Source organism: Actinoallomurus rhizosphaericola (assembly GCF_024055675.1).
In the GTDB taxonomy this organism is placed as follows: Bacteria; Actinomycetota; Actinomycetes; order Streptosporangiales; family Streptosporangiaceae; genus Actinoallomurus; species Actinoallomurus soli.
On sequence record NZ_JAMXMW010000026.1, the window covers coordinates 13870 to 37188 of the forward strand.

A 23319-nucleotide genomic window follows, 5' to 3' on the forward strand; every position below is an offset into this window, starting at 1 on the left:
ATCTCATCGTCGCACGGACCGCGGCCGGCCGCCCGCCGCGGATGAGCCGCAGCAGAGCCGCGAAGGAAGAGAAGTCACATGTTCGCAGGCACCGGAACCCCGCTCGGCGTCGCACTGACACGCCTCGCGGCGGCGGAACCCGAGACGCCGGCACTGACCTGCGGCGGGGTCACCCTGTCCCGGCGCGAGCTGGACGAGCGCGCGAACCGCCTCGCGTGGGAGCTGCGCGACCACGGCGTCCGCGTCGGCGACCGCGTCGCGATCGTCCTGCCGAACGGCATCGACTTCGTCGTCGCGCTGCTGGCCGCATGGAAGGCCGGCGGCACCCCGGTGCCGGTCTCCGACCGCCTGCCGGCCGCCGAACGCGAGCCGGTGCTCGAGCTCGCCCGGCCCGTGGTCGTGATCGCCGCGAGCGGCCCCGGCACCATCCCCCCGTCGGCGGGAGACGGCCAGCCGGAGTCGGCTCCCCCGGGCATCGTCCCGCAGCCCTGGAAGATCCTCGCCTCCGGCGGCAGCACCGGACGTCCCAAGCTGATCGCCACCGTGGAGCCCGGGATCGCCGAGCGCGCGGGCCTGTTCGGCCTCGCGGCGCAGATGTCGGAGGGCGGTGCGGCGCTGGTGACCGCGCCGCTGACGCACAACGGCCCGTTCATGTCCCTCACCGCGGCCCTGCTGTTCGGCAAGCACGTGGTCCTGATGGAGCGCTTCGGCGCGGCGGAGGCGCTCCGGCTCGCCGAGCGGCGCCGCGTCGACTGGATGTACGCCGTGCCGACGATGATGCACCGGATCTGGCGGCTGCCGGAGGCCGACCGCACGGCCGCGGACCTGTCGGCGCTGCGCGTGCTGTTCCACCTCGGCGCGCCGATCGCGCCGTGGCTCAAGCAGGCGTGGATCGACTGGCTCGGCCCGGAGCGGATCTGGGAGCTGTACGCCGGGACCGAGGCGCAGGCCGTCACCCGCATCAGCGGCACCGAGTGGCTCGCCCACCGGGGCTCGGTCGGCCGCCCGCTGACGGGCGACATCGAGGTCCGCGACGAGCTCGGCCGGCCCCTCGGCCCGGGCCGGGTCGGCCAGGTGTGGATGCGCCCGGACGCCGGGCCGACCTACACCTACATCGGCGCCACGGCCCGCTCCGACGGCCGCTGGGAGTGCCTGGGCGACCTCGGCTACATCGACGCCGACGGCTATCTCTACCTCACCGACCGCGACACCGACATGATCCTCGTCGGCGGGTCCAACGTGTATCCGGCCGAGATCGAGGGCGTCCTCGAAGAGCACCCGGCCGTACGCTCGGCCGCCGTCATCGGGCTGCCCGACGAGGACCTCGGATCGGTGCCGCACGCCATCGTCCAAGCCGACGCGGATGTCGACGAGGCGGCGCTGCTCGCCCACCTGCGTGAGCGGCTCGCGGCGTACAAGCTTCCCCGGACGTTCGAGTTCGTCACCGTGCCGCTGCGCGACGACGCCGGGAAGATCCGCCGGGCCGCGCTCCGCGCCGCCCGCCTCCCCGCCGGGCCCCGCGCCGCCGCCGGGACCACCTGATCGCGGACCCTCGTCGGTCAGGGCTTGCGCCAGCGGATCGAGTAGCGCCAGTACAGGTGCCGCCGGAAGCGTGCGCCGGGCAGCAGCCGCAGGGCCTCCCCGCGCACCTGGCCCCAGCTCATCTCCGGGGCCGTCATCGGCATGCCCGCCGGATCCGCCTTGCCGCGGACGCGGTCGACGACCATGACGGCGGGCAGGACCGCGACGTCACGCGCCCAGTCCAGGGGCGTACGGTTGCGGGCCAGGCCGACGACCACCAGTGTCCCGCCGGGGCGCAGCAGGTCCGCCATCCGTGTCAGCGCGCTCGTGAAGTCCATGTGGTGGATCACCGCCACCGAGCAGACCAGGTCGTACGTGCCCTCGGGGAACGGGTGCCGGAGAAAGTCGGCCGCCACGAACTCCATGCCGCCGGACGCGCCGGCGCGTTCGCGCGCCCGCCGGATCATCTCCGCCGACCGGTCGACCCCGGTGACCCGGCGCACCCGGGTCGCGAGCCGGCGGGCGAGCAGGCCCTCACCGCATCCGACGTCCAGTGCCGCCTCGCACGGGTCGGGCATCGCGTCGAGCACCAACCGGTGGTAGTGGGTGTTGTGGTTCCAGTAGTCGTGATCGTCGGTGTGGGTCATCGATCGATGATCTCGGATCGGAGGGCCGTCCGGATCGGACCCTCGTTTATGTGCTCTTTCACCGGGTAGCGGAGGCACCTGACCGGAAAACGACTGCGAAGGAGATGGACGATGAGCAGTGTCATGGAGAGCATCGACGTCCACGTCCCGGTTCACACCGCGTACAACCAGTGGACCCAGTTCGAGGACTTCCCGCAGTTCATGGAGGGCGTGGAGGAGATCCGGCAGGTCAACGACACGCTCACGCACTGGAAGGTGAAGGTCGCGGGCGCGAGCCGCGAGTACGACGCGCAGATCACCGAGCAGCGTCCCGACGAGCGCATCGCCTGGACCTCGGTGGAGGAGCCCAAGAACGCCGGCGTGGTGACCTTCCACCGGCTCGACGACGACAACACCCGGGTCGCCCTGCAGCTGGAGGTCGAGCCCGAGGGCTTCCTCGAGAACGTCGCCGACAAGACCGGAATGGTCAAGCACCGGGCGAAGAACGACCTCAAGCGCTTCAAGGAGTTCATCGAGGAGCGCGGCAGCGAGACCGGCGCCTGGCGCGGCAACGTCGACCGCCCGGACCAGTGACGTCCGTCTCCGGGCCGTCACCGGACGGCACGGAGCCGTGACCTCCCGGAGCCAGGCCGGGCCCGCTCGTGCGGCGGGCCCGGCCTTCTCGCGTGCGCACTAACGCGAGAAAAACTCATGTCCTCTTCTGGTCAGAGGACTACTCATCACCCGGCGGTTGGCGGACAGTGATCCACGCGGTCAACTGATCGAGGTGGTCCCCCATGAGGCGTCTCCCGGCCGTCGTAAGCGCCGTCGTGCCCGCCCTGCTGATCATGCTCGCCCGGCCGGCGACGGCGGACGTCTTCCCCGCCGGGCCGCCCAACGACCCCGACTACGCGCCCGTGGAGAACGGCGCGCCGGTGAGCTGCCTCACCACGGCCGCGCCGGGCGGGGAGCAGCACAACCTCTACTCCTTCATCCCGAAGTGCACGCCCCTCGCGAAGGACCCGGAGAAGGCCGCCGGAATGTCGGTCGACGCGGCCTGGCGGGACTACACGACCGGATCGCCGGACACGGTGATCGCCTACGTCGAGGGCGGGATCAACTGGCACAACGGGGACGTCGCCGACCTCGCGAACAAGGTCTACCTGAACACCGGCGAGCTGCCGAAACCCGCCGGGTCGGACACCTACGACCGGGACGGGGACGGCGCGGTCACCGCCGCCGACTACGCCGACGACCCGCGCGTGCACGACACGAACGGCAACGGCGTCATCGACCCGGAGGACCTCATCGTCGCGTTCTCCGACGGCAAGGACGACGACGGGAACGGGTTCACCGACGACATCTCCGGCTGGGACTTCTACGACGACCAGAACGACCCCGCGACGCCCGACTCCACGTACGGGCACGCCAACGACCAGCAGCGGGTCGCGGCCGCGCAGGCCGACAACGGGAGGTTCGGCGCCGGCATCTGCCCCAAGTGCCGGCTGCTGCCGATCCGCGCCGGCGACGAGGCGCTGGACCGTACGGACGACCTCGCGGCCGCGTGGCTGTACGCGGGCCGGGCCGGAGCCAAGGTCATCGTCAGCACGACGGCGGACCTGGGGTACTCCTCGGCGATGCGCCGCGCCGTGGACAAGCTCTGGAACGACGGTGTGGTCATGGTCGAGTCCAGCAACGACTTCGACTCCACGGACCACCAGGGCGGCATGTTCTGGCCGCACGTCATCCCCGGCAACGGCCTGGTCGCCAACGCCGCGGGCGCGCCGGGCGTCCTGGCCAACACGCTGACGAACACCTACCGCGAGCGCTCGAACCTCACGTCGTTCGGCGCGAAGGCGATGTTCTCGGTGGCCACGCAGGGCGGCTCGACGTCCGAGTCGACCCCGACGACCGGCGGGCTGTTCGGCCTGCTGCTCTCCTACGGCGCGCAGGCCGCGAAGGAGAAGAAGATCGACCGGCCGCTGACCAACGCCGAGGCCGTGCAGGTGCTGCGCGCGACCGCGAGCGACGTCGACGACGCGGGCCTGGGCTGGCCCGGACGGCCGGGATGGGACCGGCAGTACGGCTACGGCCGCCCGAACGCCGCCAAGGCCCTCGCCGCGGTCGCCAAGGGCGACATCCCGCCCGCGACCTGGATCGAGAGCCCGGACTGGTACTCCCTGTACGACCCGGCGACGACCTCCTCCGTGCCGGTCACCGGGCACGTGGACGCCTCCCGCACCGGGAGCTTCCACTACCGGCTGGAGTTCGCGCCGGGCATCGAACCGGCCGACTCGGCGTTCATCGAGGCCGGCACCGGGCAGGGCACCGGGACGTACGACGGCAAGGTGGGCACGCTCGACCTGAGCGAACTGCCGCAGTCCTTCTGGGACAAGGCGTACGCGATGCCCGACGACAAGGAGCTGTCGGCGACCGAGCAGTACACCGTCACCCTGCGGCTGCGGGTGTGGGACGACGCGGGCCGGATGGGCGAGGAGCGCCGCGCCATCGCCGTTCACCACGACGACACGCTGCGGGCGGGCTTCCCGCAGCGTTTCGGGATCGGCGGCGAGAGCCAGCCCGCGCTCGCGGACCTGCAGGGCTCGGGCCACCAGGCCATCGTGTTCGGCGACGCCGACGGCCGGGTGCACGCCATCGACGGGGTGAGCGGCAAGGAGTTGTCCGGCTGGCCCGCGACGACGAACACCGAATCGGCCCGGATCCCCGGCTTCGACCCGGGCCATGAGCCGATCATCGCCCCGGTGGCCGTCGGCGACCTGTTCCACGACGGCCGCCAGGAGGTCGTGGTGACCAGCACGACCGGCCGGACATACGTCTTCGACGCCCAGGGTCGGCTCCTGCCCGGCTGGCCCAAGACGCTGGACGCGGGCGTGAGCAAACCCGCGATCCCCCGGCCCGCGCTGCCCTACACCCGCCTCCCCCACCAGGGCGCGACCGCCTGTCCCGTCCTCGTCGACCTAGACGGCAAGCCCGGCCTGGAGATCGTGCAGGCCGGGTGGGACGGGCGGCTGCACGCCTGGCACGCGGACGGCTCGGACGTCCCCGGCTGGCCGGTGACCGTGGCGGACCCGCCGAAGCCGGCCTCCGGGCTCACCGCGATCGACGACGCGAAGCTCGACGCCACCCCCGCCGTGGCCGACCTCGACGGCGACCACACGCCGGAGATCGTGGTGCGCTCCCAGCACTCCGAGAGCCACGGGGCGGGCATCCAGGCGCTCGGCGCGAATTACGTGTACGCGTACCACGCCGACGGCTCGCCGGTGAAGGGATGGCCGGTGCGGGTGCCGTCGATCATCACGTACTACGGCAGCGCGCAGGAGTTCATCACCGAGGCGGCGAACAGCCCGGCGGTCGCGGACGTGGACGGCGACGGCAAGGACGAGGTCGCCACCGGGCCGTCGTTCTCCGCGACCTTCCTCATCGGCGGCGACGGCACGATCCGGGGCGCGTACGGGCCGCTCAACAATCCGGCGTCCGCGCTGCTGAGCCACGACGCGGCGGCCGTACGGGCGCTGCTGACCGGCTCGTCTCCGGCCCCGGCGGTGGACCTGCCCGCGTCGTTCACGACGAGCGGGGCGTTCGGGCGGTTCGGCGACGCCGGGCGGCTCGGGTACGCCGAGTCCGGGTCGGGCGCGGTGTCGCTGGTCGCCGCGCTGCTGTACCCCGGCAGCGGCACCGCCATCGCCAACTACGAGCGCGGCTACGACGCCGCGACCACGCTCCCGGTCTCGGGGTACCCGCACGCGCGGACCGGCCTGGACTTCCTCGGCGCGCCGCTGATCACTGACGTCACCGGTGACGGCAAGGCCGAGGTCGTCGACGGCGGGGACACCTCGACGATCCACGCGTTCACGCCGTCCGGCCAGGCCGCCGGCTTCCCGAAGTTCACCGGCGGGTGGACGTTGTTCTCCCCGTCCGCCGGCGACCTGGACGGCGACGGCCGCACGGACCTGGTGACGACCACGCGCGAGGGCTATCTGTTCGCCTGGAAGACCGACGGCAGGCCGGACACCGAGTCCTGGACCTACCACCACGACCAGTGGCGCACCGGGCGGTACGGGACGGACACCCGTCCACCCGGCGCCCTGCGCGACCTGCGCCATGACGGCACGACCGTGAGCTTCGCCGCGCCGGGCGACGACGGGTACGCCGGCCGCGCCGCGACCTACCGCGTCGACGCCGACGGCCGGGTCTCGACCGTCACGGCGACCGTGGCCGCGGGCGACCGGCAGAGCCTCACGATCCCGGCGGGCGCACGGAAGGTCGTGGTACAGGCCGTCGACGACGCCGGGAACCTCGGCCCGCCGGCGACCTTCTGAGGGACGACTCGCGGGAGGTGGCCCTCGAGAGGCGCCGGCGGTCCCGAGCGGGCCGCCGGCGCCGCGTCACTCCTCCGGCTTGGCGTCCGGGTGGGCCTCGATGAACTTCTCGTAGACCTCGTCGGCGATCTTGCCGCGCTCGCTCACCTCGATGCCCTCGGCGACGGCCCACTCGCGTACGTCGCTGTTGGAGTAGCCGCGCAGGCGCGGCGCCGTGTCCGACGCGCTCTTGCGGGCCCGGCCCGCCTGGCGGACCTTGGCCGCCTTCTCGATATACGGCGCGAGCTCTCCGAGGAGCTCTTCGAGACGCTTGAAGTTCTCATCGCCGAGATCGATGGTGTACGTTACGCCAGAAACCTCGAAATCCCGCTTGGCGACGTCTTCACCGTCATGCCCATCCAAATCATCCACCATTACGACTTTCGTCGCCACGAGGTATTCCTCTCTCAGCTAACTTTGTCGGGGGTTAGGATAATACGAGCGTACGACAGTCGGTGACGCACGCTCGCGACGCCATCGGCCCGGAGCCATCGTCCCAGGTGGGTGGGCTTGCCCGGCGACGAGCCGCGAAGTGCCCCGGGATCCACCTGGTTCGCGCGTTATTCACCGAGCGATATTTGCCGAATATCCCCCTTTGAGTGGCTATCCAATATTATCGCAGGGAACATCCGCACGCGACGTCACCCGCAGGCCGGGACGACATATCCGTCGCCACGGCCGCCATGCCGGAAAGTGACGGAGCCGGCCGCCCGGCGGCGCTATTCTCCCCACGAATGCAACGCGATCGGCTGGGGGTGCGCCATAAGCGAGACACCGCGTTCGAGACCCGGACCGCTGCTGCGGTCCCTGCCGTTCGGCATGCTCGCGCTCGTCGCCCTGGCCGACTTCTGGGCGAGCCCGGACATCATATTCCGGCCGATGCTCGTCCTCGGCCCCGCCTTCGCGAGCCTGTGGTGCGGGATCCGGCGCACCGCGCTGGTGGGCCTCACCGCCCTGGCGCTGTCCGCCGCCCTCAGCTACCACCACCACACGCTCGGCCGCCGGCACAACACCCTCACGCTCCTCGCCATGGCCGGAGTCGCGGCGGCGAGCGTCGCGGCCAGCGCCGACCGCAAGAAGCGCGAGCGCATCCTCGCCGACGTCCGGTCCGTGGCCGAGGTGGCGCAGCGCGTGCTGCTCCGCCCCGTCCCCCGGCGCGTCGGATCCATCCACGTCGCCGTCGGCTACACCTCCGCGACGGCGGAGGCCAGCATCGGAGGTGACCTGTACGAGGTCACTCCCACCCCGTACGGCGTCCGGGTCATCGTCGGGGACGTCCAGGGCAAGGGGCTGGAGGCGGTCGAGACGGCCGCGGACGTCCTCGGCGCGTTCCGTGAGGCCGCCTACGACGAGCCCGACCTGACCGGTGTCGCGACCCGCATCGAGGCCGCGCTGCGCCGCCGCCTGGACGCGGAGCCCACCGGCCGTCCGGTCCAGGAGGGCTCCGGCCGGCCGCCCGCGGCGGGCTCCGGGCGGACGGCGACGGGCTCCGGGCGCGCGGGAGCGGCCGGTTCCGGGCGGACGGCGGCGGAGGGCGCCGGCGAGAAGTTCGTCACGGCCGTGCTGGCCGAGTTCGGCGAGGCCGAGATCGTCACGCTGCTCAACTACGGTCACCCTTCGCCGTTCGTGCTGCGCGGCGGCGGCGAAGGCGGGTTCGCCGAACCCGACGACGTCGCCCCGCCGTTCGGCCTGTCCGACCTCGGCGCCGCCGCCCCGCGCCCGTACCGCATCAAGTTCGCGCCCGCGGACCAGATGCTGCTGTACACCGACGGGGTCGTCGAGGCCCGCGACGGCGAGGGCCGCTTCTACCCGCTGGCCGAGCGCGCGCACCTGCTCCAGGCCGCCGACCCCGAACAGGCGCTCGGAGACCTGCGCGCCGACGTCCTCCGGCACGTCGGCGGCCGCATCGCCGACGACGCGGCCATGCTCCTCATCCGGCGCAGGTGAGCCGGGGCACGGGCGCGCCCCCAGTCATGGCAGGCTGGTCCGCCATGACGGCGACCGGGTCCCGAGCGGCCCTTCCCCCCAGCACCGTCCGGCCCGCGGCCCGGCTGGCCGACGTACGAATGCGGGGCGTCGAGGTCACCATGGCCTACGTTCCCGACGAGGCGGAGCGGCGACGGCGGGCGGCCGCCGGGCTGACCGGCGTGACCCGCGTCGATCTGCTCGACGTCCTGCTGGGGCTCCCGGCCGGGGCGGCCGTCCCCTGGACCGCCCTGTCGGCCAGGGAGCGGCGGGCCGTCCGCGAGCTCCCGCCCGGATGCGCCGACCTCACGCCGACGGGCGTCGTACGGCGGCTGCGGCGCCCCCTGCGCCCCGAGCTCGCCATCGTCCGGGCGGCGTCCTGGCGGGCCGGCCTCGACCGCGCCGGGCGGTTCGGCGCGTACTGCGCGCGCCTGGTGGTCCTGCCGGGCCCGCCCGCCGACCTCGGCGAGGCGCGGGCGGAGGCCGACTACTGGGGGGTCGGGCTCGTCGCCGGCACCGAGGTCATCGTGCCCCCTGAACCCTTCGGGAGCCGGGCGCACACGCCCGCCGGCTGGGCGTTCGCCGAGGAGCTCCACCTGCGAACGCTCAGGGCCGCGCCGGCGTGACCGACCCGGCCGTCGCGGTGGCGGTGTCCTCGCCGGCCCAGAGCCACAGCGACTCCGGCGGCACGAACACCGGCTCCCGCGCCCGTACGGAGGTGTTGTAGCGGGCGTGCGCGGCGATCGCGTCCCGGCAGAGCCGCCGCCAGTAACGGCGACGGCCCTCCAGCGAGTCGGGGTACACGAGGTTGCGCGCCCACTCGGTCCAGACCGCGACGCCGTGCAGGCGCGCGTCCTTCCAGTCCTCCTGCCGGAGGAAGCTCACGATGCTCCGGCCGCCGCAGCGGGCGCAGCGGCACGGCGGCGCCGGCCGGTCGCCGAAGCGTTCGGCGAGCACGCTGCCCCGCACGTACGCGAGGAGGTCGGGCACCAGGACGCCGGGCGACCGGTCGTCCCCGTTCGCCGGTCCGTACACCGCGGCCTCGCCCGGCGGGACGATCCGCCGCAGCGCGCCGCTGGTCCCGATCGAGGCGGCCAGGCAGCCCTGCGCCACCGCGTCGAGCCCCGCCAGATCCGTACGGAACAGGGCGACGTCCGGGACCTCGGTGACGAGGCGGCGCAGGCCGAGCAGGCCGTTCATCATCCGCCGCGGCGGGTCCGGCCGGCCGCCCAGCATCACCGCCTTCGCGATCGGCGCCTGGGCGAGCACGCCGATCGCCTTGTCGATCAGCCCCGGCGCGAGCCATCCGGCGTCCAGGGGAAGCGACAGGATGACGTCGTCGCGGCCCAGGCCGACCGCGCCCTCGATCGCCGCCTCCACGGCGCCGAAGTCCGCCGCCCGCAGGTACCCGGTGGGAGTGAGCACCGCGTCCGCGCCCGCGTCGATCTGCCCCTGGACGCGCTCCTCCAGGGTGATCTCCATCAGCCCGTCGCCGCCGTCGTCGAACGGGCGATCGCGGGTGGCGACCTTCGCCTCCGCCGCCGCGAGGTCGAACAGGATCGGGCCGCCGAACGCCTGTTCCTCCCGGCACCGCCGGGCCGCCCGCACCGGGTTGGCACCGGTCAGCACCAGACCGCCTCCCGTGCCGACGAGCGCCGCGAGGTCGGAGGCGTCCGACGGGCGGGCATGAGCGAAGACCCGGCCGGCCAGCACCGCGACGGCGCCACCGCGGGCTCTTCCTCCCGCCCCCATCGACTCGCCGGACGCCTGGACTCGCCGGACCGGCGGAACCGGACGACGCATCGTGCGCAATCACCTCAGGAAGTGAAGGCGGAACTCCACTCTCGACGGTGCGCGACGAAAACCGCGTAGTCAATGCCCAGGTCGGCCCGGCTTCGGTAAAGCGACGGCCGCGCGGACCTCGAGCCGGGCCGCCGAGGTCCGGGGCAGCGCGCGCTCGCGAACACACTGCCGGTCCGCTCGACGAGAGCGGCCCCTACTCGGGGTCCCGGCTCTCCTCCCGGTGCGTGAACAGGGAGAGCAGGCCCTCGATGCGGTGATCGGCCTCGGCCGGATGGCGGAAGCGGCGTGTCGGATCGATCGTGTAGTGGTTGCGCCGGCCGACGCGGGTCCGGGTGAGATAACCCGCGGCCTCGAGGTCGGTCACGATCGTCTGGGCGGCCCGCTCGGTGATGCCCGCGACGGCCGCCATGTCCCGCAGCCTCGCCTGTGGGTTCCGGGCGATCTCCAGAAGTACGCGAGCGTGATTCGTCAGAAAGGTCCAGTGCCGGATGGGTCCACCATCCGCGGGCGTGCCCATGGTGCTCCTCATCCGATCCGCGTTCGGGCCGGTCACCGTGCTGCTCGGGTGCGCAAATCAAGAAGTTCGTTTCCGGTATCGGTTGACGTGGTTCTCTCCTCCAGGCATGCTCGGGACATGCGGATTAATCGGCGGCCCGTACGAGCGCACCCTCGTGATGTTAGTGGCCGTCATGGCAGAACGTAACGGACACACGGCAGGAACGATCATGCCGCGCGCGAGCCTCGTCCTGTACGAGGACCGCCAACTCAGCATCATCCAGGTGACACCCCCGGACACGGTGCTTCTGAGGGGCGACATCGACGTCACCAACAGCCACGCCCTCGCCGACGCGCTCGCCCACGTCACAGCGGAGTGGGGGCGCGTGACGGTCGACACCGAGGGCCTCCGCTTCATCGACGTCTCCGGCTGGCGCATCCTCGTCGGCCCCGAATCCCGCCGCGGCCCCCGGCCCCGGCTGCTGAACATCGCTCCCTGCGTCCACCGCCTGAACCAGCGCATGAACGCCATCTGACCGGCTCCGGTCCCCCGCCCTTGACAGTCGAGCGGCGATGCGGTGATTCTGATCAGCCGGTGCATCGCGCTAAGGGGGGCACGAACGGTGGCCGAGCGCATCCATCGCTCATCGAGGATCAGTACGGCCTGCTCGCGAGACCTGTGATGTGGCCTACGGCATGAGCCCACCACGTGAGTCGCCTCCTCCGGCGCCGCGAGTGGACATCACACCGGAGACGGTGGATCGAGCGGCGGCCAACTTCGCGACCGGGCAGCAGGATCTGATCAGGGCGTATACGACGCTTTCGCAGAAGCTGGCCGCGCACTCGGCGGGGATGGCCGGATTCGACAAGGCGGCCCATCAATTAGCGGCGTTCTATGATCCGGCGGCGAAGGCCGCCTTCCAGGCATTCCACACCGCGATCGAGGCTTTGGGCGGCACCTCACTGGGGCTGACCCAGACGATCAACAATCATCTGGCCGCCGACCACCATTCGCGCGCCGACGATCCCGGTAACCCACCGCCGCAGTATCCGGTGCATCCGGTGACACAGAACTTCGCCGTGGCCGCCGCCCCTCCGTCGGTGATCGGAGCGATGAGCTGGGCGCCGCACACCACCGTGCCGCTCATTCGCGTCAGACTTCCACATCTACCCGGATGGGTCGACGACCTCATCGGCACTTCGGACGACTGGCCGCAGGGCAACCCCCAGCTGTTCGACCAGACGGGCGACGCCTGGAGCGAGGCCGCGAAGGAGATCGGACAGGTCGCGTCGTGGCTCGACTGGACCATCACCACGATCCTCGATCCCGCGGACAACGCCGAACACAGCGCGGTCGCCGACTACTGGGCCACCCTTTACCATCCCGCCGACTCCACCACCGTCCTCTCCGGCCTGTCCACCATGTGCCAGGCCCTGGCCCATGCCTGTCACGAGTACGCGCAGGCCATTCGCGATGCCACCAAGATCGTCACTGGTGAGCACATCGCCGAGATCATCATCCTGCTCAGCGCCGAAGCGGCCGCAGGCCTCTTACGGAGGGCGCTGGGGCCCCTTCTTCGCCGTGCCGGCGCCTTCATGCTCCGCTCCGTCACCGGCATCGCCACACGCTGGGCCATCCGGGAAACCCTCGCCGACCTTCTCAGAGCCATCGCCGACACGAAGATCGTCACGGTTGTGAAAGCCGGCTTCGACAAGACGGTCGGCCGCGCGCTGGGCAAGGAGTTGGACAGGGCACAGACGTTCGCCGACTCCGAACTCGCCAAGGCCGCGGACACCCCGGCCAAGCGAGGTATCGCGTACGAGAAGTACTTGAGAGAGAAGCTGGGCGGAGAGGAGTCGTTCAAGGCGGCCAACAGGCAGTTCGACGGTGAATACGTCGGCGCACAAGGACAAACAATGGCAGGCGATGGGGCGTTCGAGAAGCATTGATCTACAGTTCGGATCGCAGTTGAGCGTCGCGCGCGTGCTCGAACGTCTCGCTTCCGCAGGCTGGCAGGCCGCACACGATAGCACTTTCGATGGCAAGATCAATTTTATGACCGGTGACTTCGATTGGAATCTCTGCGCCGCCGCCGACTACGACGATGTCGTACGCAAGATGGATGATGATCTCTCGCAGGGCTCACCGACCGCGATCGCTCTCTGGCTGCCGGACGGCACTGGGATCAATCTGTTGTTCCACGACGACCGATCGAGTCTAACGATTGAGCCGGGAGCGAATCGGCGCGAGTTGCCCGGGGCGCCCGAGGTCACCGACCTCGCCTGGTACTTCACGCGAACGGTGCCATGCCTGGCGGATCTCGGCCTCGACGGTCTCACCGCGATCGATGGCTATGAGTGAACCGAGTCCGGCCTTCGTCGCGTCCCGGCCGGGTTCGATGAGCCATCGGCCGTGGCAAGGTCAGGTGCCGCCCGGCGGACACGCTCCGTCGTAGCCCCAGAGGACGCCTTCCTCGGCAAAAGAATCTAGAATCACGGCAAGCAGAGGAACGGCGGCGGCAATGACCGAAGATATCCGGATATGCATGCCCGCATGCGCGACGGCACCCGGCTTCGCGCGCACGTTGCTGATGCGTCGCCTCAAAAAGTGGAACTATTCCCACATTTCAGACGACGCGGCCCTTATAGCAGCCGAATTGGTGACGAATGCCGTGAAAGCGACTCCCGGCGAGATCATCCGCTTCGTGTGCCGCTGGGAGTACGGCGCGCTCTACATCGCCGTGTGGGACCGCAGTCCGGGCCGTCCCGCACCGCCCCCCGCAGCCGACCCGGCCCTCGGCGATCCGACCGACCTCGACTTCGACACGAACGGGCATCGGGGGCTGCAGATCGTGGACGCACTCGCCCTGGAGTGGGGCTACCGCCCCGATCCCGCCGATCCGAGCGCCGGCCCGTCCTACCGCGGCAAATGGGTCTGGGCCCGCGCCGCCGCCCCTCCTCCATCGGAGGATCACAGCACCGCGGGCGCTCCGCGCCCACCGGCCGAAGAGGAATAGCGTCACCGGCCGACCGGCCGGAGGTCAGGAGTCGGCGATGCGACTCAACAGGTCGGCCGCGCGGGCGAGGGTGGCGCGCTCCTCGGGGTCGAGCCGGGCGAGTTGGCGGTTGAGCCAGTCCTGCCGGGCTGCGAGGGCGGCGTCGGCCTGAGCCCTGCCGTCGCGCGTGGGCACGAACAGGACGCGGCGCCCGTCGGACGGGTCCTTCTCGCGGGTCACGTAGCCGCCGGCGACGAGTCGGTTGACGGTCTGACTCATCGAGCCCGGGGTGACGCGCGCACGGTTGCTGAGCTCGGTGAGGGTGAGGGGCCCGTGCTTGCACAGCGCGGCCAGGGCGAGCACGGCGGCGTCGCCGATCTCACCTTCGGCACGCTCGGATCGGAAGCGGCTGTAGACGCGGGCGACCGCGGCGCGCAGCGCGGTGCCCAGCTCCGGCACGTCAGGGTCGCCGCTCGACGGTCGACTTGCCCGCTCATCCATGAGTCCTTAGTATGCCAAAAGAAAAATACTTAGTTATACAAAAGAGCTACGTGACGGATGTCTGCGACGCCTTCCGCCACGGACTGAAGAGGTCCCATGCCCGACCCCCTCCCCCTGGGCGACACGGCCAGGCCCGACGGGCCGCCCGCGCGAACGCCCGAGGCCCCGTTCGGCCTGCGCTTCACACTGCCGCTCATGCTGGGAACCACCCTGAACCCGGTCAACAGCTCGATGATCGCGACGGGGCTGGCGGCGATCGCGGCCGACTTCCACGTCGGCCCGGGGCGGTCGGCGAGCCTGGTGGCGGTGCTCTACCTGTGCAGCGCGGTCATGCAGCCCACCATGGGCAAGCTCGCCACCCTGTACGGTCCGCGCAGGATCTTCCTGACCGGTGTGGCCATCCTGCTGGTCGGCGGTGTCATCGGCGGTCTCGCCCCGGCCTTCGGCCTCCTGCTGCTGTCGCGGGCCCTGATCGGGGTCGGTTCCTCGGCCTGCTACCCGTCGGCGATGGCACTGGTGCGGCGCCGCGCCGAGCGTCTGGGCACCGGCGTCCCGAGCGTGGTGCTGGGCAACTTCTCCATCGCGTCCCAGGTCGTGACCGTCGTGGGGCTGCCGGTCGGCGGCGTGCTGGCGGGGGTTTTCGGCTGGCGGGCGCTGTTCTTCGTGAACGTTCCCCTCGCCCTGATCGCCCTCGGCTTCGCGGCCCGCCAGGTCGAGCAGGATCCGCCGGCCCGCCGGAGCCGGGGTCTCACCGGCATCCTCGCCGATGTCGACCTCGCGGGCATCGTGCTGTTCGCCGCCTGCGTCGTGAGCCTGCTCATCTTCCTCGACGACCTCGAACGGCCCGCGTGGCCGCTCGCCGGCCTCGCGGCGGCGACGGCCGCCGCGCTGGTCCTCTGGGAGCACCGCGCGGCGTCGCCGCTGATCGACGTGCGCGCTCTCGCGCGAAGCGGCGCGCTGCGGCGCACGTACCTGCGCCAGATGACGACGGGCCTCGGGGTCTACACGGCCATGTACGCCATCACCCAATGGCTCGAGGGCAGCGCGGGCTACGGCTCGTCCCGGGTCGGGGTGATCATGCTGCCGCTCTCGTTGGTGAGCATGGTCCTGGCCCGCATCGTCGCGAAGCGCGGCTGGGTCCGCCGGCCCCTGACGCTCGGCGCGCTCGCCATGGCCGGTGGCGGGCTGACGATGGCGGCCGCACGTCACGATGCCGGGATCTGGCTCCCGCTGGCCATGACCGTGCTGTTCGGATGCACCAACGGCCTGAGCAACTTCGCCAACCAGACCACCTTGTACGTGCAGACACCGGCCGACGGCATCGCCGTCGCCTCAGGCCTGTTCCGCACCTTCGCCTACATCGGCGCGATCTTCTCCTCCAGTCTCATCGGGATCGCCTTCGGCGACCGGGTCACCGACACCGGCTTTCACCACCTGGGCTGGGTCGTCGTGGGGCTCGGCGCGTTCACCGCGCTGGTCACCGCCCTGGACCGCCGAGTCCCGATCAGCGTCGCCGGAGGGCCCAGGGAGCAGGCACCGGCCTCCCAGAACCCTCCGGCGAGTCCGCATCCGACAACGGAAGGCACCCCTGTGCACCTCAGAATCCTCGCGCTGCTGCTGACCCCTCTCGGGCTGCTCCTGCGCCGCAAACGCGCCGGCACCGAGCACAGCGTCCGCAACGCCCCCGAGCTCGCCGCACCGCGGACGTTCGAGCTGACCTCTCCCTCCTTCGACCACGGCGGAACGATCCCCCTCCGGCACGCCACGATGGATCTGGGGCCCAACCTCTCCCCCGAGCTGCGATGGGCCGGGCTGCCCGAGGGCACGGCCCAGCTCCTGCTCGTCATGGAGGACATCGACGTGCCGATGGCCCGGCCCGGCGTTCACCTCGCCGCTCTCCTCCCGCCCGACCCGGCGTACGTCGAGGAGGGAGCGCTGGCGCCGGACAATCCCCGCGTCCGCTACCTGCCCGACCACCGCGGCCGCACCGGCTACCACGGCCCGCGCCCGCTGCCGGGCCACGGCGTGCACCGCTACGGCTTCCACCTCTTCGCCCTGGACGAGGTCATGCCCGAGAACGCGACCGACGCGGATCTGCAGCGGCTGCTCCCCCACGTGGAAGGGCACATCCTGGCCGGCGCCTTCCTGGAGGGAATCCTCCGCGGCTGACCACCGCCGGCTCTGCAGCCGGTCCACCGGCGCGATCAAGGTCTATGGCTGGAGGTCGCGCTGGTACCAGGTGCCCGACTTACCGCCGAGATCGGCCGGGGCGGCCGGGCCGACCGGGACGAACCCGGCCTTGGTCAACACCTTCTGGGACGCGACGTTGGCGTGGGAGGTGGCCGCCCGCAGCGTGCGCAGCCCGTGCCGCGTTGCCGCGATCCGGCACAGCTCCCGGACGGTCGCGGTCGCCACGCCGCGGCCGGCGATCTGCTGCGCGACCCGATAGCCGAGTTTGGCAGTGCCGTCCTCGATGTCGTACAGGTTGAACCGGCCCAGAATCGAGCCGTCATCGGCGACGAGCACGTAGAAGGCACAGATGCCGGCCTCTTGTTCGGCCAACGAGGCGCTGTGCCGGTCGGGGAACCGGTCGAAGAACTCGTCGCCGCGGTCGGAGATCGAAGCAGCGAAATAGGCGCGGTTCACCAGCTCGAAGGCCAGGACCGCCGGGGCATGGCCGGCATGCAACTGCTCTAGCTCGGGCACCGCCCGACTCTACCCAGAGTCGGGCCATGACCAGTCGAAGCAGCGTCGCGGCGGACATCTATGCGAAATACTGACTTCCTGTTACCTGAGCGGAAAGGAGGCGGGGTGTGACCGAATAGGCACATCCTGCCGTGGACGAATCGTCGATGCAGTTCGTCCACCGCCACGACGACCAGTCTCAGACGCACGTGTCCGATTTCACCCGGCCGGGATGGCTGGATCTGCGGAGAAAGGAAGAGGCCCTCGTATGAGTGAGACGGCGACGCCCGGCGGTTCTGTGGCGCGAGGCTCGTGGGCCATGGTCACCGGTTCGACGAGCGGGATCGGGCGGGAGACCGCCCTACGGCTGGCCGAAGACGGATACTCGATCGTGGTCTGTGGCCGTGACAGCGGCCGCGCCGCCGAGACCCGGAAGCTGATCGAGTCGGCCGGAGGACGGGCGGTGGACCTGGTCGCCGACTTCAATGACCCCGCAGCGGTACGCCGCCTGGTCGCCGAGACGAATGAGGCCCTCGACGGCGCCCCCTTGGACGTGCTGGTCAACAATGCCGGCGGTGGCGGTTTCGCGCCGACCGAGGACACGTCAGAGGAGATGTTCGACGCGGCGTTCAACCTGAACGTGAAGGCGCCGTACATCCTGGTGGGAGCGTTCGCGCCCGCCATGGCCCAGCGTGGCCGGGGAGCGATCGTCAACGTCGGCAGCCTCAGCACCACCATGGCGGCCTCGGGAACGAGCGCCTTCCAGGCCGCCAAGGGGGCACTCAGCATGCTGACGAAGTCGTGGACCGCCGAGTACGGACCGCGCGGCGTGCGAGTCAACTCCGTCGATCCCGGCCACATCCTCACCCCGGCCAACGAGCAGATCCGGGACATGATGGGGGGGTATCTCGCCGGCTTGCCGGCGGGCCGGGGCGGCCGGCCGGAAGAGGTGGCCGAGGCCATCCGCTTCCTCGTCTCGCCCCGGGCCTCCTACATCCAAGGCGTTGTACTGACCGTGGACGGCGGCAAGACCGCGGTCGTCGCGATGTGAACCGTCGGGGTCCGCTCGGCGGGAGGACGGTGCCCGGAGCCGGCGAAGCCTGAGCGGCACCGGGCGTTCGTCGGATGAAGGGGGTTCCGGCGGGTCAGCGCACCTCGATGAGCGCGTCGTCCGCCGTACGGCCGTCGTCACCGGCCTCTTGGGGCCGTCGCCGAGGACCGCGCAGGAGAACGTAGACGAAGAGCACCGCCATGACCGCCGCACCGGCCCACATGGCCTGCTGCCAGCCCTCGACGAAGGACTCCCTGGCGGCCCGGGTCAGCGCCTGCGCCTGGGAACCGGCCTCGCCGGCGGCCGCGAGGGCCTTGACGACGCCCTCGCGGGCGGTCGCGGCGGCGTGGTCCGGCACCCCGTGCAGCCGGGAGCCGATGGCGCCGCGGTAGCCGGCGGTCAGGACCGCTCCGAGCAGCGCGACACCGAGCGCGGTGCCAAACTCCCGGGTGACGTCGTTGAGCGCGGACGCGACGCCTTGCCGCTCACGCGGCAGGGCGCTGGTGATGGCCTCGGTGGAGGGCGTCATCGTCAGGCCCATGCCGAGTCCCATGGCGAGCATGCCAGGGAGGATCGACCGGTAGCCGCCGTCGGCGGAGACGCAGGTCGCCATGAGGACCAGCCCCGCGCCGCTCAGGAGGATCCCCGCGGCCATCGTCGAGCGGCTGCCGAGGCGCGCGGCCATCCTGGGGGCGAGGCCGGAGGCGACCATCATCAGCAGCGCCATCGGCATCAGCGCCAGGGTGGAACGCAGGCCGGACCAGCCGAGCACCGCCTGGAAGTACGGGAACAGGACCACGAAGATCCCCGCCTGCACGCCGAAGACCGTCAGGAGCGCCACGGACCCGCTCGCGAGACCGCGCTCGCGGAACAGGCGGACGTCGAGGAGCGGAGCCGGCCGACGCAGCTCCCACGCCACGAATCCGGCGGCGGCGATGACGCCGACGAGGAGGCTCAGCAACGTCGCGGACTCGGTCCAGCCGCGCTCGGGACCCTCGTGGAGGAAGAGAACGAGCCCCACCACCGCGACGACGGACGCGAGCGACCCGACCGTGTCGAACCCGTGCGCCGACGCCTCGCGGGAGTTCGGGACGGAGCGCAGGGTCATGACGATCGCGACGACGACGAGCACGACCGGCAGGACGAACAACCACCGCCAGCTCGCCAGGTCGACCAGCACCGCCGACAGGTACATCCCCAGGATTCCTCCCCCGCCGGCGACACCGGTCCACACGCCGATCGCCTTGGAGCGCTCCTCGTCCGGAAAGGTCGAGGTGATGACGGCGAGGGTGACCGGCATGATCATCGCCGCGCCCACGCCGCTCAGGAAGCGCGCGGCGAGCATGACCCCGGAGGACGGGGCGAGGCCGGCCGCCGCACTCGCCGTTCCGAAGACGACCAGGCCCGCGAGCAGCACCGGCCTGCGCCCCCATCGGTCGCCCAGCGCGCCGAGCGGCAGGAGCAGCGCGCCCAGACTGATCGCGTAGATGTTGATGATCCACAGGACCTCGGACTGGGAGGCGTCGAACGCGGCGGTGAGCTCCGGCTGCGCGACGTTCAGCCCGGACACCGAGGCGATGACCGCCATCAGCGCGACACAGACCGCGACCAGGACCGTACGCCGTCGTCGCGCATCGTGGATGACCGGGTCGGGGACTCTCGCGTCCATGGACGGGCTCGTACTCATGGCATTCCTCTCACGCGGGCAGGGGGTATCGGCGCCGGAGCAGCGGGGCCCGGCGCCGTCGGGTCGTGTGGTCAGTGGCGCCGGGTGGCGCGTACGACGACGTCGTCGAGGTGGACCGCCCGGCCCTCGGGGCCGGTGACCGTACGGGAGGGCTCTTCGGCGGTGACGATCTCCCACGTCTCGCCGTCCAGGCGCGCGGTGATGGCCGCGGCGGTGACCGACGCCTCGGCGGGCGGGTGGTGCCCGTGGCCGGTGGTGCCCGGGCCGTGCCGGTGCCCCACGATGAGCAGCGTGCCGCCGGGAGCCACCCATGCGGCGATGCGGTCGTAGAACTCCAGCTGCGGCATCGCCGGGTGGGCGTAGTGGGTCATGACCAGGTCGTACGGCGCGTCCGGGCTCCAGGCGCTCAGATCGGCCTCGACCCACCGCAGGCGCTCGGTGGCCGCGCTCGCCGCCGCGCGTTCGGCGGCGCGGGCGAGGGCCTCGGACGAGATGTCGGCCGCGGTGACGTGCCAGCCGTGAGAGGCGAGCCAGATCGCCTCGGCGCCGCCGCCACAGCCCGCGTCCAGTGCCGTGCCCGGTGTCAGGCCGCCGGTCTCACGCGCGAGGTACGGGTTCGGCGGATTGCCGCCCATGGTCCCCGGTCCCTCGGCGCGCCCCTGCTGCCAGTGCCGCTCCCAGAAGTCCTTGTCGAAGTCGTACGTCACAGGTCGTCCTCCTTGTTCGCGCTGGTCATGGTGCAGGCGGACGCCGCGTATCCGCAAACGTTGTTGCCGAATGGCAAACTGGGGGGATGGACGAAACCTTCGAGCGCACTCTCGACGCGGTGGGACCGAGGTTGAAGCAGCTCCGGCTGCACCAGGGCGTCACGCTCGCCGCTCTCGCGGCGGAGACCGGCATCTCCACCAGCACCTTGTCCCGGCTGGAGGCGGGGCTGCGACGCCCCACGCTCGAGCAACTGCTGCCGCTCGCCCGCGCGTACGGGGTCACGCTGGACGAACTCGTCGACGCGCCACCGACCGGCGATCCCCGCGTCAACCTGCGTCCCATCCCCTGCGGCGACGGCTCGGTCATCCTGCCGCTGACCCGCAGGCCCGGAGGGATTCAGGCGTACAAGTTCGTCCTCCCGGCCGGCAGCGACGACGCCGAGCCCGAGCTGCGCACCCACGAGGGCTACGACTGGGCCTACGTCCTCAACGGAACGCTCCGCCTCGTCCTCGGGGAGCACGACCTCCTCCTCAGGCCCGGGGAGGCCGCGGAGTTCGACACGCGCATCCCGCACTGGTTCGGGGCCACCAGCGCCGGCCCGGTCGAGTTCCTGAGCCTCATCGGGAAACAGGGCGAACGCGCACACGTCCGCGCCGCCCCGAAACGCGTCGCGACCGAGTAAGGAGCCGACGGGTGGCCCGGCGGACTGGCTAGAGCGGTCTAGAGCGCTCGCGGTACCCGAGGACGTCTCTCTGGCACATGGTGGCCAAGATCCTCGACCGCCACTTCCAGACCGGCGGCCTGTTCGAACTGCTCCTCTGGTACGCCCGCAAGGGCCATAACCCCGACTGGGCCCAGTCGGTTACCGCGTATGAAACGATCGCTCGGATATTTCGCATCTATCAAGGCCAGTACGTCCCAACTCCGTCTCAGACCCAGAAGCACGCGCGAGCCCTGCTGCTTGCGAGCAGCTACGTGAAAGATGTCGAAGAAGCGCTCAAGGCCAGGATGGAGCGGCAGACCGCGGTCCTGGAGCGGCCCGACCCCCCGTGGATCTGGCATCCCTCGATCAGCCGGAGCTCGCGTGTCCTGATCGAGCAGCGATTGGAGACCGGCGAGTGTCGATGCAGCAGAGTTCCTCAGGGACGACGCGCGGGGTGTCCGAGGATGCCCCGCGCGTCCTCTTCAATCCGATCGGAGTCCACCGGAAGGCGGTGCGGCGGCGCGAAGGCTCGGACGGTACGGCTCGTCAGCCTTCCGGGTAGAACAGGAAAAGCGTGCAGCCCGTCGCCGTCTGTGGAACGTGTGAGGAGCCTGCCGGAGCGTGGATGAAAGAGCCTGCCGGGTAGTCGCGCTCGCCGTCGTTGAAGATGCCGGAGACGACGAAGACCTCTTCGGGACCCGGCTCGTGGACGTCGATCCCCTGCCAGCAGGTGTTCGGGTCCATTTCCAGCACATAAGCCCCCGCCCCATCGCCCCCTTTCCACAGCGGGCGCACACGGATGCCCGGGAAGAGTTCACGGACCGGGGCGTCCTGAACGTTGGACCACGCATAGGCAGGGGTGCTCTGTTCTGTCGTCATGGGGCCAGCCTGGCGGGCGACCGCGGCCGCGCCGAGTGTCAAGAAAGACGTGTAGCGGTACTTTTCCGCCATGCATCGGGTAACGGCGCTCGTCCGCCCACCGCAATCGACCTTCGAACTCGCCTGCGCGGCCCAGGTCTTCGGGATCGAGAGGCCGGTACTTCCGGCCCGGTACGCCTTCAGCGTGTGCACGGAGCGCCCCGGCGCGGTGGCGACGCTCGCGGCGTACGACATGCTGGTCACCGACGGCTTGGACGCGCTCGACCGGGCGGACACCGTGATCATCCCGGGCTGGCTGCCCATCGACGAGCCACCCTCACCTGCGGTCATCCGAGCGCTGCGCCGCGCGCACTCCCGCGGAGCGCGGGTGGTCAGCATCTGCTCCGGCGCCTTCGCCCTCGCGCACGCCGGACTGCTGGACGGACGACGGGCGACCACGCACTGGGCGCAGGCCGACGAGCTCGCCGCGCGCTTCCCGAACATCCAGGTCGACTCGGACGTGCTGTACGTGGACCACGGTGACGTCGCCACCAGCGCCGGCGCCGGGGCGGGCTTCGACCTGTGCATACATCTCGTACGCCGGGACCAGGGCGCCCGGTACGCCGCCCACATCGCGCGAACCATGGTCATGCCGCCCCACCGCGAGGGCGGACAGTTGCAGTACTCGGCACCGCCACATCCAGCCCAGATCGACGACACCCTCGCGCCGCTGCTGGAGTGGATCGCCGAACGACTGAGCGAACCGATGACCGTCGAGACCATGGCCGCGCACACGGGCGTCTCAGCGCGTACCCTCACCCGGCGGTTCGTCGAACAACTCGGCACGAGCCCCGGGCAGTGGCTGCTCGCCCAGCGCATCGCCAGAGCCCAGGACCTACTGGAGTCGACCGATCTCCCGTTGGACGTCATCGCCCGCCGCGTCGGTCTCTCCTCGGCCACCAACCTCCGCAGGCGCTTTCTCAACGGCCTTGGCACGACGCCCGGCGCCTACCGCCGCGCGTTCCAGGCCACGCCACGATGACGACCGATCGACGCAACCGCCCACCGACGCCCCGATCGGCGGATCTAGCGGCATTTCACGCAGACGACAAGCGTTGCGGATCGCGTGTGATCAGCGCATAGCGCCGAGAGTATTCGTTGCTCCGACCACGAAAACCCTCGGCGGTACACCGCCGGCCTTACGACTCCGGCAGCCGGGACCCGCACCACGGCCCGGGACAGCGCCGGCAGCCAGCACGGCACGGTCACCACGGCCGCTTCGCCACTGGGATCGAGGCCCCTCGATCCGCACCAGGGCCATCGTGATTCGAGTACACAGGT

General features: G+C 71.1%; 23 protein-coding genes. 14 read left to right on the forward strand and 9 right to left on the reverse strand.

The window, feature by feature from the left end; translation table 11 throughout:
- Positions 1-78: 78 nt before the first annotated feature.
- The gene (locus tag NE234_RS39215; RefSeq protein WP_252786092.1) at positions 79-1542 is read left to right on the forward strand and encodes an AMP-binding protein; all 1464 of its coding nucleotides are present in this window, start codon (positions 79-81) and stop codon (positions 1540-1542) included.
- Positions 1543-1559: 17 nt separating this feature from the next.
- On the opposite strand, the gene NE234_RS39220 is transcribed toward NE234_RS39215, so the two are convergent.
- Complete coding sequence (locus NE234_RS39220) at positions 1560-2168, reverse strand: class I SAM-dependent methyltransferase (protein WP_252786093.1); 609 nt, start codon at positions 2166-2168, stop codon at positions 1560-1562.
- A gap of 111 nt (positions 2169-2279) precedes the next feature.
- Here NE234_RS39220 and NE234_RS39225 point away from each other — a divergent pair, with 111 nt between their 5' ends.
- Both NE234_RS39225 and NE234_RS39230 read left to right on the forward strand, forming a co-directional pair.
- Positions 2280-2741 carry an SRPBCC family protein gene (locus NE234_RS39225; RefSeq protein WP_252786094.1) on the forward strand — a complete coding sequence of 154 codons (462 nt, stop codon included), beginning with the start codon at positions 2280-2282 and terminating at the stop codon, positions 2739-2741.
- 203 nt (positions 2742-2944) lie between these two features.
- Positions 2945-6487 (forward strand): FG-GAP-like repeat-containing protein, encoded by a 3543-nt coding sequence (locus NE234_RS39230; RefSeq protein ID WP_252786096.1) that lies wholly within the window; start codon positions 2945-2947, stop codon positions 6485-6487.
- 66 nt (positions 6488-6553) lie between these two features.
- Here NE234_RS39230 and NE234_RS39235 read toward each other — a convergent pair whose 3' ends face one another.
- Complete coding sequence (locus tag NE234_RS39235; RefSeq protein WP_252786098.1) at positions 6554-6919, reverse strand: histone-like nucleoid-structuring protein Lsr2; 366 nt, start codon at positions 6917-6919, stop codon at positions 6554-6556.
- Between the two features lie 426 nt (positions 6920-7345).
- Here NE234_RS39235 and NE234_RS39240 point away from each other — a divergent pair, with 426 nt between their 5' ends.
- Entirely contained in the window at positions 7346-8473 is a 1128-nt protein-coding gene (locus tag NE234_RS39240) for a PP2C family protein-serine/threonine phosphatase (protein ID WP_252786100.1), read from the forward strand.
- A 44-nt stretch (positions 8474-8517) separates the two neighbouring features.
- Complete coding sequence (locus NE234_RS39245) at positions 8518-9117, forward strand: hypothetical protein (RefSeq protein ID WP_252786101.1); 600 nt, start codon at positions 8518-8520, stop codon at positions 9115-9117.
- On the opposite strand, the gene NE234_RS39250 is transcribed toward NE234_RS39245, so the two are convergent.
- Entirely contained in the window at positions 9098-10294 is a 1197-nt protein-coding gene (locus NE234_RS39250) for a hypothetical protein (protein ID WP_252786102.1), read from the reverse strand. The genes NE234_RS39245 and NE234_RS39250 overlap by 20 nt on opposite strands.
- Positions 10295-10487: 193 nt before the next feature.
- Positions 10488-10823 carry a helix-turn-helix transcriptional regulator gene (locus NE234_RS39255; protein ID WP_308206983.1) on the reverse strand — a complete coding sequence of 112 codons (336 nt, stop codon included), beginning with the start codon at positions 10821-10823 and terminating at the stop codon, positions 10488-10490.
- 196 nt (positions 10824-11019) lie between these two features.
- On the opposite strand from NE234_RS39255, the gene NE234_RS39260 reads away from it, so the two are divergent.
- The 4 genes from NE234_RS39260 (at position 11020) to NE234_RS39275 (ending at position 13806) form a co-directional block, all read left to right on the forward strand.
- Positions 11020-11325: an STAS domain-containing protein gene (locus NE234_RS39260; RefSeq protein WP_252786105.1), complete on the forward strand. Its 306-nt coding sequence runs from the start codon at positions 11020-11022 to the stop codon at positions 11323-11325.
- A gap of 199 nt (positions 11326-11524) precedes the next feature.
- Positions 11525-12739, forward strand: a complete 1215-nt coding sequence (locus NE234_RS39265; protein ID WP_252786107.1) for a WXG100-like domain-containing protein — start codon at positions 11525-11527, stop codon at positions 12737-12739.
- A gap of 34 nt (positions 12740-12773) precedes the next feature.
- Complete coding sequence (locus NE234_RS39270) at positions 12774-13151, forward strand: hypothetical protein (protein ID WP_252786108.1); 378 nt, start codon at positions 12774-12776, stop codon at positions 13149-13151.
- Positions 13152-13461: 310 nt separating this feature from the next.
- Complete coding sequence (locus tag NE234_RS39275) at positions 13462-13806, forward strand: ATP-binding protein (RefSeq protein WP_252786109.1); 345 nt, start codon at positions 13462-13464, stop codon at positions 13804-13806.
- A gap of 24 nt (positions 13807-13830) precedes the next feature.
- Here the strand turns inward: NE234_RS39275 and NE234_RS39280 are convergent, their stop codons facing one another.
- Positions 13831-14286 carry a MarR family winged helix-turn-helix transcriptional regulator gene (locus NE234_RS39280; protein WP_252786111.1) on the reverse strand — a complete coding sequence of 152 codons (456 nt, stop codon included), beginning with the start codon at positions 14284-14286 and terminating at the stop codon, positions 13831-13833.
- A 96-nt stretch (positions 14287-14382) separates the two neighbouring features.
- Here NE234_RS39280 and NE234_RS39285 point away from each other — a divergent pair, with 96 nt between their 5' ends.
- Positions 14383-16455 carry an MFS transporter gene (locus NE234_RS39285; RefSeq protein ID WP_252786112.1) on the forward strand — a complete coding sequence of 691 codons (2073 nt, stop codon included), beginning with the start codon at positions 14383-14385 and terminating at the stop codon, positions 16453-16455.
- Between the two features lie 42 nt (positions 16456-16497).
- Here the strand turns inward: NE234_RS39285 and NE234_RS39290 are convergent, their stop codons facing one another.
- Positions 16498-16992 carry a GNAT family N-acetyltransferase gene (locus NE234_RS39290; RefSeq protein ID WP_252786113.1) on the reverse strand — a complete coding sequence of 165 codons (495 nt, stop codon included), beginning with the start codon at positions 16990-16992 and terminating at the stop codon, positions 16498-16500.
- A gap of 247 nt (positions 16993-17239) precedes the next feature.
- Here NE234_RS39290 and NE234_RS39295 point away from each other — a divergent pair, with 247 nt between their 5' ends.
- On the forward strand, positions 17240-18022 hold the full coding sequence (locus NE234_RS39295) for an SDR family NAD(P)-dependent oxidoreductase (protein WP_252786115.1): 783 nt from the start codon (positions 17240-17242) through the stop codon (positions 18020-18022).
- Between the two features lie 94 nt (positions 18023-18116).
- Here NE234_RS39295 and NE234_RS39300 read toward each other — a convergent pair whose 3' ends face one another.
- Both NE234_RS39300 and NE234_RS39305 read right to left on the reverse strand, forming a co-directional pair.
- Positions 18117-19709: an MFS transporter gene (locus NE234_RS39300; protein ID WP_252786116.1), complete on the reverse strand. Its 1593-nt coding sequence runs from the start codon at positions 19707-19709 to the stop codon at positions 18117-18119.
- A gap of 71 nt (positions 19710-19780) precedes the next feature.
- Positions 19781-20416, reverse strand: coding sequence for a class I SAM-dependent methyltransferase (locus NE234_RS39305; protein ID WP_252786118.1), 636 nt, complete (start codon positions 20414-20416; stop codon positions 19781-19783).
- Positions 20417-20502: 86 nt separating this feature from the next.
- Here NE234_RS39305 and NE234_RS39310 point away from each other — a divergent pair, with 86 nt between their 5' ends.
- Positions 20503-21099 (forward strand): helix-turn-helix domain-containing protein, encoded by a 597-nt coding sequence (locus NE234_RS39310; protein WP_252786120.1) that lies wholly within the window; start codon positions 20503-20505, stop codon positions 21097-21099.
- A 77-nt stretch (positions 21100-21176) separates the two neighbouring features.
- Entirely contained in the window at positions 21177-21749 is a 573-nt protein-coding gene (locus NE234_RS46180; RefSeq protein WP_406567128.1) for a Scr1 family TA system antitoxin-like transcriptional regulator, read from the forward strand.
- Here the strand turns inward: NE234_RS46180 and NE234_RS39315 are convergent.
- Entirely contained in the window at positions 21667-21999 is a 333-nt protein-coding gene (locus NE234_RS39315; RefSeq protein WP_252786121.1) for a cupin domain-containing protein, read from the reverse strand. The genes NE234_RS46180 and NE234_RS39315 overlap by 83 nt on opposite strands.
- A gap of 70 nt (positions 22000-22069) precedes the next feature.
- Between NE234_RS39315 and NE234_RS39320 the strand changes: the two genes are divergently transcribed.
- On the forward strand, positions 22070-23020 hold the full coding sequence (locus tag NE234_RS39320) for a helix-turn-helix domain-containing protein (RefSeq protein ID WP_252786123.1): 951 nt from the start codon (positions 22070-22072) through the stop codon (positions 23018-23020).
- Positions 23021-23319 lie beyond the last annotated feature (299 nt).